General features: G+C 73.2%; 10 protein-coding genes. 5 read left to right on the top strand and 5 right to left on the bottom strand.

Going from position 1 to position 11760, the window contains the following annotated elements; translation table 11 throughout:
• Positions 1–38: 38 nt before the first annotated feature.
• From ACIGXE_RS31100 to lanL, 3 genes are read left to right on the top strand one after another with little or no spacing between them, the layout of a single operon-like run.
• Positions 39–221, top strand: coding sequence for an SflA family class IV lanthipeptide (locus tag ACIGXE_RS31100; protein WP_399752553.1), 183 nt, complete (start codon positions 39–41; stop codon positions 219–221).
• Positions 222–223: 2 nt separating this feature from the next.
• Positions 224–772, top strand: a complete 549-nt coding sequence (locus tag ACIGXE_RS31105; protein ID WP_399752555.1) for a hypothetical protein — start codon at positions 224–226, stop codon at positions 770–772.
• Complete coding sequence (gene lanL, locus ACIGXE_RS31110; protein ID WP_399752558.1) at positions 669–2900, top strand: class IV lanthionine synthetase LanL; 2232 nt, start codon at positions 669–671, stop codon at positions 2898–2900. The genes ACIGXE_RS31105 and lanL overlap by 104 nt, the downstream gene beginning before the upstream one ends.
• Before the next feature lie 72 nt (positions 2901–2972).
• On the opposite strand, the gene ACIGXE_RS31115 is transcribed toward lanL, so the two are convergent.
• Positions 2973–3677, bottom strand: a complete 705-nt coding sequence (locus tag ACIGXE_RS31115; RefSeq protein WP_399752560.1) for an NADPH-dependent F420 reductase — start codon at positions 3675–3677, stop codon at positions 2973–2975.
• Between the two features lie 64 nt (positions 3678–3741).
• Between ACIGXE_RS31115 and ACIGXE_RS31120 the strand changes: the two genes are divergently transcribed.
• Positions 3742–4116, top strand: coding sequence for a winged helix-turn-helix transcriptional regulator (locus tag ACIGXE_RS31120; RefSeq protein WP_399752562.1), 375 nt, complete (start codon positions 3742–3744; stop codon positions 4114–4116).
• A 72-nt stretch (positions 4117–4188) separates the two neighbouring features.
• On the opposite strand, the gene ACIGXE_RS31125 is transcribed toward ACIGXE_RS31120, so the two are convergent.
• From ACIGXE_RS31125 to ACIGXE_RS31135, 3 genes are all read right to left on the bottom strand, one after another.
• Positions 4189–6714: a heavy metal translocating P-type ATPase gene (locus ACIGXE_RS31125; protein ID WP_399752564.1), complete on the bottom strand. Its 2526-nt coding sequence runs from the start codon at positions 6712–6714 to the stop codon at positions 4189–4191.
• Between the two features lie 298 nt (positions 6715–7012).
• On the bottom strand, positions 7013–8608 hold the full coding sequence (locus tag ACIGXE_RS31130; RefSeq protein WP_399752566.1) for a multicopper oxidase family protein: 1596 nt from the start codon (positions 8606–8608) through the stop codon (positions 7013–7015).
• Between the two features lie 77 nt (positions 8609–8685).
• The gene (locus ACIGXE_RS31135; protein ID WP_399752568.1) at positions 8686–9021 is read right to left on the bottom strand and encodes a hypothetical protein; all 336 of its coding nucleotides are present in this window, start codon (positions 9019–9021) and stop codon (positions 8686–8688) included.
• Between the two features lie 335 nt (positions 9022–9356).
• Here ACIGXE_RS31135 and ACIGXE_RS31140 point away from each other — a divergent pair, with 335 nt between their 5' ends.
• Positions 9357–10157, top strand: coding sequence for a hypothetical protein (locus ACIGXE_RS31140; RefSeq protein ID WP_399752570.1), 801 nt, complete (start codon positions 9357–9359; stop codon positions 10155–10157).
• Between the two features lie 133 nt (positions 10158–10290).
• Here the strand turns inward: ACIGXE_RS31140 and ACIGXE_RS31145 are convergent, their stop codons facing one another.
• On the bottom strand, positions 10291–11760 hold the full coding sequence (locus ACIGXE_RS31145; protein ID WP_399752572.1) for an MFS transporter: 1470 nt from the start codon (positions 11758–11760) through the stop codon (positions 10291–10293).

Here is an 11760-nt window from a genome sequence, read left to right on the forward strand (position 1 = left end):
CCTGCTCCTCAGTGCACGACACACGATGGAGGCGTCACATGCCCTTAGCCGTGCCGGATCTTCTGGAAGCCGACGGATTCCGCGACGCGGGTCCGCTGGAGATCGACGACGAGTCGATCGTGTTCGAGGACGACGACCGCAGCGAGCGCGAACACACGGCGTGTCTCGCCGACCCCTGGGTGACCGCCACCACCCGCTTCGCCTGCGACCTGAACTCGTAGCGGTGGCCGTTTCCATCACCGGCCGCCACGGTTGGTCCGACGGCACGTGGGCCTATCTCAACGATCCGCGGATGCCGGCGATGGAACACGGCTGGAAACTGCACGTCTCGGCGCGTCCCGGCGACCTCGACACCGTGATCCGGCTCGTCCTGCCGGTGCTGTCCCGGCATGTCTGCCACGCGAAGTTCGCGCGTGATGCGGAGACGCTGCGCCGTCTCAACTCCGGGGTGGTGAGCGCCGGAGCGGTCGGGAAGGCGATCACCGTCTATCCCGCGGCCGGCGCCGTGGTCGAGGTCGCCCGGGAGCTCGTCGCCGTACTGCGTGACCGGGAAGGCCCGCGGGTCGTCAGCGACCGGCGGGTCGACCCGAGAGCCCCGGTCTACTACCGCTACGGCCCCTTCACGGGCGACTACCGGACCGGCCGGAGCGGGCGGCTCGAATCCGTCATTGACCGGGCCGGACGGCCGGATCTTCGACGGTCTGGCCGTCGGCCGCTACCGGTGCCCGCCCTGGGCCGAGGACCCCTTCGCGAACGGCACCGCACCTGGTGACGAGCCGTCCGCGGCCGGCTTCGGCGGCGGACGCTACACGGTCACCGCGGGCATCGCGCGGGCACCCCGCGGCAACGTCTACCGCGCGGTCGACCGCACGCTCGGACAGCCGGTGGTGGTCAAACAGGCGAGGGCCTTCGTGGGCGAGGACGAGTCCGGTACGGACGCCCGCCACCGGCTGCGCAACGAGCGCAGGGTCCTCACCGCGCTCGACGGCGTCACGGGAGTGCCCCGCGTACGGGACTACTTCGCCCACCGGTCGGACGAGTACCTGGTGATGAGCAGCTGCGGCGACCGGGACCTGCGCCGGGAGGTGCTGCGGAACGGCCCCTACCGGGACGACGCCCGCCCGCCGGGCGCCCTGTCCGCGCTCGCCTCGCGGCTTCTGGGGGTCCTGGACGCGATCCACGGCCGGAACGTGGTCGTCCGCGACCTGAAGCCCGACAACGTCGTGCTCGACGACTTGGGCCCCGGTCACTGTCACCTGATCGACTTCGGGATCAGCGAGTGGGACGGCTCCGGCCCGGGAGGGGCGACCCCCGGATACAGCGAGCCGGTTCTGCGCGCGAGCGGCCCGGCCGCCCCCGCCGACGACTACTACGCCCTCGGCGCGACCCTGTTCTTCGCCGCCACGGGCCTGGATCCGGTGATCGTCGACACCGACCACGGGGTCAACCGGGACAGGACCCTGGCCTGCCTGGCATGGGCCCTGCCCGGGCGCGCCCACGGGGCGGTCCGCGCGTCGATCACCGGCCTCCTGAGCTTCGACCCGGCCGTGCGGACCGCCGCGGCCGACCGGCTGCGCAGCGGCACGGCGGGAACCGCACGCCGGGCCGCGCGCCCGCGGATCGACAGCGACCTGCTGGACGAGATCATCGAGCACACGACGGCGTTCTGCGTGGGTGAGGCGCACGCGATCGTGGATCCGGAACGGGCCGCCCGGCTGAACGTCCCCACCTCGATCGACGTCTACGGCGGCAGTTCGGGACTCGGTCTCGAACTCCTCCACCACGCGCACCGGCCCCATGTGGCGTCCGCCTTCGCCGCGTTGGCGCGGTGGACGGCGGAACAGTCCAGGAACCTGCCACCCGCCTTCTACACCGGACGCACCGGTGTCGAACTCTTCCTCGCGGAGGCGGGGGCGGGGGCAGCGGCGGGGGCGGGGGCAGCGGCGGGGGCGGGTTCCGAGCCGGGGTCAGGGGCAGGGCCGGAGCCGGGGTCAGGGGCAGGGCCGGAGGCGGGGTCAGGCGCGGGGTCGGGGTCGGGGTCGGGGTCGGGGTCGGGGTCGGAGACGCACGGGGACACGCGGCCCGTGTATCCCGTCCTGCCGGGGCCCGCGCCGGACGGCGGACCCCCGGAGGCGGACCTCATCGCCGGCGCCGCCGGAATCGGCCTCGGCCGGCTGCTGCTCGCCCGGCACGCCCTCCGGTCCGGTCACCGACCCGCCGCGGAGCGGCACCTCGCCGTCGCCGCCGAGTGCGACCGGATGCTGGCGTCGGGCACCGCCCGGCTGTCCCCGACCGGTTCGGACACCGCCGGCAGCGCCGCGCTCCGCGAGGGCATCGCGCACGGCGAGGCGGGCGTCGCGTGCTTCCTGCTCGCGTACGGGGCCGCGACCGGGGATCCGGACGCGATCAGCCGCTCCGAGAAGGCCGCCGCGCGCCTGGCCGCCGTGACCCCGGGCATCATCGCGGCGGCCGCCGAGCCCGGGGCCACCCGCCGCTACGGCTCGTGGTGCCGGGGCCTGGCCGGCATCGGGACCGTGCTCGTCCGGGCCGCCGAGCACCTGGACCGGCCCGAATACCTCGACCTCGCCCAGCGGGCCGCGCGCGCCTGCGCCGCGCTGGCGCCGCGGATGCCGCTCGTCACGCAGTGCTGCGGACTGGCCGGGGTGGGCGACCTGATGGTGGACGTCGCGCGGGCGTCCGCGTCCGAGGAGTTCTGGGACGAGGCCGAGACCGTCGCCCTGCTCATCCTGAGCCGCAGCGGCGGCACCTGGTCCCGTCCCGTGTTCCCGGACACCGGTCTCGCCCGGCCGAGTGCGACCTGGGCCGGCGGCTCGGCGGGCGTACTGGCCTTCTTCCGACGCCTGCACGACCGGGGCGGCCCACGGCTCGGCCTCGTCTGACCCCCGGCTCGGCCTCGTCCGACCGCTGCCACGGACGTCCGAGCGGGCGGCCCGTCCGCGCCGCCCGTGCGCCTAGGGCTCGTCGTCGACGGCGCCGGGGGCCAGGGCCGGTGAGGGGAGCACGTGCCGTGCCTCGCCGCCGGACCACCACACACCGATGGCGAGGACCGCCGCCGCTTCCAGCAGCGGCGCCCGGGACAGTCCGCCGCAGGGCAGCGGGGAGCAGCCCATCGACGTGATCAGCTCCTCCGTGAAGGCGGCCGCGCTGGGTGTGCCGGCGCAGAAGGGCACCGCCAGGGGCGCGCCCTCGAAGACGGGCCGGGGCAGGGTCCAGATGCTCTCGTGGCAGATGCCGAAGACCTTGGCGACACCGGCCTCCGGCGCGGCCGCCGCGATGCGCGCGGCGACGGAGTCCGTGCCGCCGCCGGTGGTCAGGCGGGGGCCGTCCGGGCCGGGCGCCATGGGCACGGTGCAGTCGAGCACGGTCCGGCCGGCCAGGGCCGGGGCGAGCTCCTGGGCCAGCGCCGGTGCGCTGTCCGCCGGTACGGCCATGAGGACCGCTTCGCCGTAAGCGGCCGCCTCGGTGAAGCCGCCGTGCCCGGCGGCTCCGATCCTCGCCGCCGTCGTGGCCGCCGCCGCCAGGTTCCGGCCGCCCACCAGGACCTGGTGCCCCGCCCGTACCCATGCACCGCCCAGGGCCGCGGCCATCGAACCCGTGCCGAGAATGCCGATGCGCAGGGTGCCGCTGTCGCTCGCTCTTGCCTCGTTAGATGTCATGCCCCGGACGCTAGGCGGCCCGATGCACACCGTACGGTGCGCATCGGCGGTGCAGGATGGACGCATGGGAGAGCGCGAGGAGTTGGCGGGGGACGGGTTCGCGGCGGACTGCCGGGCCCGGGTCGCGTTCGAGGTGCTGGCGAACCGATGGGACAGCGTGGTGGTGTTCGTCCTCGGTGAGGGCGGGCCGATGCGCCCGCGCGCCCTGCTGGACCGGATCGGGGGGATCGGTCCCAAGGTGCTCAACGACGCGCTTCGTCGTCTGGAGTACAACGGCCTGGTGGAGCGCCGCCGTTACGCGGAGGCGCCCCCGCGCGTCGACTACACCCTCACCGAGGCGGGCACCGCCCTGCTGGTCCCCATCCGCGCGATGGGCACCTGGGCCGCCCGCTACGCGGACACCGTCCTGGCCTCGCAGGACCGCTTCGACGCCCCCTGATACGGCGCATCGCACCAGGGGGCCGAGCGAGCACGTGTCGCCGGGGCGGCCCGTGGTCGGTGGCGGTGGTGTTCATGCCCCGGCGTCTCCTGGGGTGTCGGCGGCCCGCGGGGCCGGGGTGGGGAGCCGGAGGCGTTTGAGGGCGAGGGCGTTGACGGCGACGACGATGCTGGAACCGGACATGGACAAGGCGGCGATCTCGGGCCGGAGCACCAGGCCGGTGGCGGGTTCGAAGACACCGGCGGCGATGGGCAGGGCGACGGCGTTGTAGCCGATGGCCCAGCCCAGGTTCTGCCGCATCTTGCGCAGGGTGCCGCGGCCGATGCGCAGGGCGGTGGGTACGTCGAGGGGGTCGGAGCGCATCAGGACGAGGTCGGCGGTCTCGATGGCGACGTCGGTGCCGGCCCCGATGGCGATGCCGAGGTCGGCCTGAGCGAGGGCGGGCGCGTCGTTGACGCCGTCGCCGACCATCGCCACCCTCCTCCCGTCGGCCTGGAGTTCGGCGACCTTGGCCGCCTTGTCTCCCGGCAGGACCTCGGCGATGACCGTGTCGATGCCGAGTCGCCCGGCGATCCTGCGCGCGGTGGCCTCGTTGTCCCCGGTGAGCATGACGACCTCCACGCCGAGCTCGCGCAGTTCGGCCACCGCCGTGGCGGAGGTCTCCCGGGGCGCGTCCGCGATGCCGATCAGGGCCGCCACCCGCCCGTCCACGGCGGCGACGACGACCGTGCGTCCCGTCGCGGCCAGCTCCTCGCGACGGGCGGCGAGTTCGCCGAGTTCCACGCCTTCGCGCACGGCGAGGCGGAGGTTGCCGACCGCCACGCGATGACCGTCCACGACGGCGGTCGCGCCGTGGCCGGGCACGTTCTCGAAGTGCCGGGCGTCTACCGGCTCCACACCCTGCCCCCGCGCGTACCGGACGACCGCTTCCGCGAGCGGGTGCTCGGACTCGCTCTCCACCGCGGCCACCAGCCGCAGCACCTCCCGCTCGTTCCGGCCGGGTGCGGTGATGACGTCGGTGACGTCGGGCTCGCCCTTGGTGAGAGTCCCGGTCTTGTCCATGACCACCACCTGGATCCGCGCGGAGTTCTCCAGCGCGACGGCGTTCTTGAACAGCACTCCGCGGCGGGCGCCCAGGCCCGTGCCGACCATGATCGCGGTCGGCGTGGCGAGGCCGAGGGCGTCGGGGCAGGTGATGACCACGACGGTGATCGCGAAGAGCATGGCGGTGCTGAAGGGCCGGTCGGTGGCCAGCAGCCAGACGCCCAGGGTGAGAGCCCCGCCGACGAGAGCGACGAGGACCAGCCAGAACGCGGCCCGGTCCGCGAGCCGCTGGCCCGGGGCCTTGGAGTTCTGGGCCTCCTGGACGAGCTTGACGATCTGGGCGAGCGCCGTGTCGGAGCCGACTCTGGTGGCGCGCACGCGCAGGGTGCCGTTGGCGTTGAGGGTGGCCCCCACCACCGGCGAGCCGGGCGCCTTGTGCACGGGCAGGCTCTCCCCGGTGACGGTCGACTCGTCGACCTCGCTCTCGCCGTCCTCGACCACTCCGTCCGCGGCGATCTTCGTGCCCGGACGGACGAGCATCAGGTCTCCGACGGCGACCTCGCTCGTGGGCACCTCGACGGGCGCGCCGTCGCGCAGGATCACCGCCTTGGGAGGGGCCAGGTCGAGGAGCGTACGGATGGCGTCGTTGGCCCCGCCCCGGGCCCGCATCTCGAACCAGTGCCCGAGCAGGACGAAGGAGGCCAGCACGGTCGCCGCCTCGTAGAAGACGTCCCCGCCACCGGTGAGCGTGATCACCAGGGAGTACAGCCAGCCGGCGCCGACGGCGACCGCCACCAGGACCATCATGTCCAGGGTGCGGGCGCGCAGCGCCCGCACGGCGCCGTCGAAGAAGATCGTGCAGGAGTAGAAGATCACGGGCAGGCTCAGCAGGAGCGCCCAGACGTCCTGCCGCAGACCGAACGGCACGGGCGCGTGCACGCCGAACACGTCCTCGCCGATCGGTGACCAGATCAGGATCGGGATCGAGAAGAACACCGCCACCAGGAAGCGGTTGCGCATGTCCGCGACCATCGACGCCATCGACATGCCCGCGTGACCGCCGTGCCCCATCGCCTCATGGGGTGATCTGACGGCCTCCGCGGGAGCCGACGGGTGCGCGTGCGGCTGAGGAACCGGCTGAGAGGCCGGCTGCGGAACCGGCTGCCCAACCGGTTGGGGGGCCGGTTGGGGGGCCGCCTCGGCGGGGGTCGGCGCGGGGGTGACCGCCGTGGCGGAGGCGGGCGGGTCGGGCTCGGTCATGGGATCGCAGAGGTGCGCGGGCACGGACTGGCCCGCGCAGTGATAGCCGCAGTCGGTCACCCAACGGCGCAGCTCCGCCAGCGACGTACGCCGTGGGTCGAAGACCACGGTCGCGGACTGGGCGACGGGATTCGCCTCCACCGCGACCACACCGGGCCGCCGCCCCAGCACCGCCTCGACGGTGGACTGCTGCGAGGCCCAGTTCAGTCCCCGTACGTCGAGCACGGCGGTGCTGCGCTCCTTGGCAGCACCTGACGGCCGGTGCTCATGATCGCTGCCCGGGGCGTGCGTCACGGCTGCTCCTCCTTGTGGCGAGGTCTGCGGGCCCTTGGGCGTACCGGCCTGCGTCGGCCGGAACACCCGCCGAGTCTGGACGGCGGAGGTTCCGCCGCGTTCGGCAACCCGCCGCTCCGCTCCCGGGTCACCCGATTGCCCCAGGCCGGTACCGGCTCCCGAGCCCGGCTCGCCCGCGGCGGCGCACCCCGTCGGCCACTCACCAGGACAGCCTTTCGCCCTTCGGCCGCCGACCGGAACGGGAGCGGCCTGCCGGGCGCGCCGGCAGGCCGTCGTCGTACCGCCTCGATCCCTGCCTCTACTTCAGGTAACCGAGCACGGTCATCATCCCGGCCTCGGCGTGGTAGACGTTGTGGCAGTGGACCATCCACAGCCCCGGGTTGTCGGCGTCGAAGTCGACCTCCAGCCGCTTGCCCGGCAGCACGATGGAGGTGTCCTTGCGGGCGCCGCCGCCGGAGAGCGCATAGGTGTGGCCGTGCAGGTGCATGGGGTGCCACATCGTGGTGCTGTTGACGAAGGCCAGGCGGACCCGCTCCCCCGAGCGGACGCCGTAGCGCTGCGCGGGGTCGTACCTCTTGCCGTTGACGGCCCAGTCGTACGCCGTCATCGAGCCGGTGAGCTCGAACTCGATGGTGCGGTCCGGCGGGCTCGACTCCCGGCGCACCGACTCGGCGGCCTTGAGCTGACCACCGTGGACCACCTTGCCGTCGAGTTCCCTCGGCCGCACCGAGGCGGTGGGCGCGGCTCCGCCGCCGGTGCGCAGGACGGCGAGGGCCGTGCGGCTCTTGCCCTCGGCGAGCGCGGTCAGCGGGAAGGTGCCGCTGCCGACGGTGACGAGTGCGTCGAGGCGTTCGCCCATGCCGAGGAGCAGCGCGTCCGCCCGCGTATGTTCGACGGGGAAGCCGTCGGTGTGGGTGACGGTGAGCTGGTGGCCGCCGAGAGCGACCCGGAAGGCGGTGTCACCGCCGGCGTTGATGATCCGGAGCCTGATCCGGTCGCCGGGCCTGGCGGTGAAGGTCTGCGGGTTCTCCGGCGTACGGCCGTTGACGAGATAGTGCGGATAGCCGACGTCGCCCGCGTCGCCGCCGAGGAGATCGCTGGTCGCGCCCATGAGCATGCGGGAGGGGCTCGACGGTGCGGGCGACGGTGACGTCGGGTTCGCCGTCGACATGCCGGACATCCCGTGGCCCTCCATGCCGCCGGAGTGACCGCCGTGGTCCATGCCGCCCATCCCCTTGCCGAGTTCGGCGAGGACGGCGTCCGGGGTGGAACCGTCGACGCCGTCGACCCAGTCGTCGAGGACGACGACCCACTCCTTGTCGTACTTCAAGGGCTCCTTGGGGTCCTCGACGATCAGCGGGGCGTACAGCCCGCGGTCCTGCTGGACGCCGGAGTGCGGGTGGAACCAGTACGTGCCGGGGTGGACGACCGCGAACCGGTACTGGAAGGAGCCGCCGGCCCTGACGTCCCGCTGCGTGAGGCCGGGCACGCCGTCCATGTCGTTGCGCAGGGCGAGCCCGTGCCAGTGGATGCTCGTCGCCTCGGGGAGGTGGTTGGCCAGGGTGAGCGCGAGGGTGTCGCCCGCCGTGACGCGGACCTCCTTGCCGGGGAGCTCGTCCCCGTACGCCCAGGAGCGGACCGTCCTGCCGCCGCCGAGGTCGAGCGGGGTCTCCACGGCGGTCAGCTTGAACCTCCGCTCGGGGCCGGGCCTGCGCAGGGCCTCGGTCGCGGAGATCTCCTTGCTGTCGGGGGTGATGTAGTCGCCGGTCGGCGCCGACGCGCCGCTTCCGTGAGACGCGTGGCCGGTGTCGCCGCCGGAGCAGGCGGTCAGCAGGCCGGTGCCGGCGACGGCGAGTCCGGCGCCGAGGACGGTACGACGGGTGGGTCGGGTCATGACGGTGGAACCTCTTGACGTGGTCGTGGCAGGCGAAGGGGATCGGTTCCGCTCGGGGCGAGAAGCGGCCGATGGTCCTATATGCGCAGCAACGACAGACGTGTCAGGAGAGACCCGGGCGGAGTCGGGGGCGGGATCGCTCGAAGCGCGTACGCGACTGGCCCCGTCGCCCGCGACACGTCGCCGGGCGGCAGCCGCCGGCGGGCGGCACGCCACAGGAGAAGCAGTCGGACGCCCGCGCCGAGCACGGCGAGGCAGAGCACGACGGCTCCGGCTCCATGGGCGGGCGCGGGGTGCGACGTGTGATGTTCCTCGGCGACGGCCGCCTGTTCCGCCGCCGGGACGGAGGCGTGCGACCAGCTCGCCGTGGCGGCCGCGGCGACGACGGCACGGTGCTCCGCGGAGTGTCCCAAGGCGTGTACAAGCCGCAAGGCCGGACCAGGTACGGGCAGCGGATGCAGCAGCGCCCGTCCCCGACCACGCGACCGGGCGCCGGTGTCGGCGCCACCGGCTGACCGCGGCCGAACGGTGCGGCCCCGGGCTCGAGAACGCCAAGGTCAGTCGGCGGCGGCGTGTCGGACGGGGTCGGCGGTCCGCGTCCCCCTGGGGGAACGGAGGTCCCCCGTTAGGAGGCGAGTAATCGTTTTTGCGTTCGGATTCCGTCAGCGGCCCCGTCATGATCACGAGGCTCCGCCTGTGTCCACAGCAGGGGAGACTCCGCTCGCTCCTTACTTGGAGGTGGCCGCTCGTGGTCCTCGTCATCGTCGTCGCCGTGGTGGCTCTGCTGGCGGGTCTCGCCGCCAACCACTGGCTGAGGCCGAAGCTGCTCAAGGAGGACGACGACTCGGGCATGGCCGTGAAGGACATGGTCGGCCCGTTGCTGACGATGACGGTCCTGCTGCTCTCCTTCGTCCTGGTCACGGCCAACAGCTCGTACGGGAAGGCCGAGGTCGCCTCGCGCGGCGAGGCCCGGGCCCTGGACCAGCTCGTCGAGACCGCCGAGTACGCGCCCCAGGCGCAGCGGGCTCGGATCCAGGCCGACGCCGTCTGCTACGCCCGCGCCGTGCGCGAGCGGGAGTGGCCGGCCATGTCGGACGGCCACGGGTCGCCGGCGCCCAGCGTGTGGTCCACGGACTTCCGTCTGACGTTTCGCACCCTGGAGGGCAAGCCGGTCTTCGGCATGCTGATCGCCGCCGACAACAAGCGCTCCGACGAGCGCGAGGAGCGCCTCACCCAGGCGAGCGCGAGCATTCCCAGCGCCATCTTCTGGTTCCTGCTCGCCACTCTCTTCATCACCGTGATGGCCCTCGGCATCTGCCTGCCCCGGAGGAACAACCGCGGCCAGCTGATCACCCTGACGGTGATCACCGCACTCCTGACGACGATGCTGATCATCATCCGGGACGTCGACCGGCCCTTCGGCGGCATCATCGACGTCGCGCCGACGGCGATCACCGAGGTGGAACGACAGGCCACCCGCGACTTCCTCGCCCACAACCCGGCCACCGGCCTGCCCTGCGACGACCAGGGCGACCGCCGCGCCGCCTGATCCGGCGGGCCCTGACCGGCGACCCGCGGCACCGCAACCGGTGACGCGGGTCGCCGGCCGCCCGGGCACCGCCTCGCCGGCGCCCTCTCGGCCCACCCCCCGGCCGCGGCCGGTCCAGGCCGCCGCGGCCGGTCTAGGCAGCCGCGGCGGGTACGCGCCGGCCGTTGCGCGCTCGCGAGACGAGCACGGCGACCACGATCAGCAGGGTCAGGCCGACCGAGATCCAGTAGCTCGTACCGTAGAGGCCCTTCTCGGCGACCTCGACCTCCGTTCCGGGAACGGCGACGACCGAGGCGCTCAGCACGCCGGTGATCAGCGCCGATCCGAACGCGATGCCGATCGCCATGGCGGTGCCGGCCACACCCGCGGCCATCCCGGCCTTCTCCTCGGGCACGGCCATCTGGGCGATGCCGAAACCGGCCGCGTATCCCATGCTGCACCCGAGGCCGATCACCCCGGCGCCCACGAGATAGTGCCACGGGCGGTCGTGGGCCAGCGCGAGCCAGGCGAGTCCCACGGCGCTGAGGAGCGCCCCCGTCACGAGCACGGAAGCACCGCACCCCTTGGCGGCCAGACGATCGACCACCTTGCCGCCCACCACGAACATCACCGCGAAGGGCACCATGAGCCAGCCCGTCTGCAGCGCGGTGCGCCCGAGTCCGTACGCGTCCTCGGGCGGGAGGTAGGAGGGGACGACCTGGCTGTACGTGCTGAGCAGCAACAGGAAGGCCGCGTTCACGGCACCGAACACCGCCATCGACAGGCACGCCACGGTGACGAGGGGCGACTTCAGCAGCACCACGTCGAACACCGCGGCCGAGGACCTCCGTTCGACACGCGTCCACAGGACTCCGCCGACGACACCGGCGGCCAACGGGATGACGGCCGCGGCGCCCCACACCAGACCCTGCGTCAGGGTCAGCAGCACCGCCCCGACCCAGGTGATCAGCCACACCGTGCCGAGCAGGCCGATGCGAGCGCCGGACTCCGCCGGCGGGACATGGGGGATGAGCGCGAACGAGGCAAGCGTGGTCGCCACGAACGCCGCGACGAGGACGTAGAAGAACGTACGCAGGGACAGGGTCTCGACGATCAGCCCGCCGCCGATCATGCCCACGACAATTCCGATTCCTGACGCGACGACCAGGACGCGGACCGCCGTGACGATCCCCTCCTCCCCCAGGCTCCGGCGCAGGAAGCCCAGGGGCAGCAGCTGGGCCGCGCTGCCGAAGCCCATGATCGTGGACCCTGCGAGCAGGGCCGGGTACGAGTCGCCCACGGCGGGGACGAGCGCGCCGACGGTGAGACACCCGGAGGCGAACACGGACGCGTTGCGATCGCCGGACACGTCGGCGAGTCGCGGAAGCAGGATGTAGCCCGCGCCTCCCCCCAGCGTGAGCAGGGTGAAGATCCACATGGTGGCGGACACGGTGGTGAGTCCGTACTGCGCCTGGATGATCGGCAGGAGCGGGGGCAGGATGAACATGATCGCGTTGGTCAGGATGACGAGCAGGGCGCCGACCGCGATGAGCGCCCCCCTTCGCGGCGCACGGTGCCGCCTCAACTCCCCTGCCAGCACGCCCGATTGATTGATCTCGGTCAT

The organism is Streptomyces sp. NPDC053431, from assembly GCF_044544925.1.
In the GTDB taxonomy this organism is placed as follows: Bacteria; Actinomycetota; Actinomycetes; order Streptomycetales; family Streptomycetaceae; genus Streptomyces.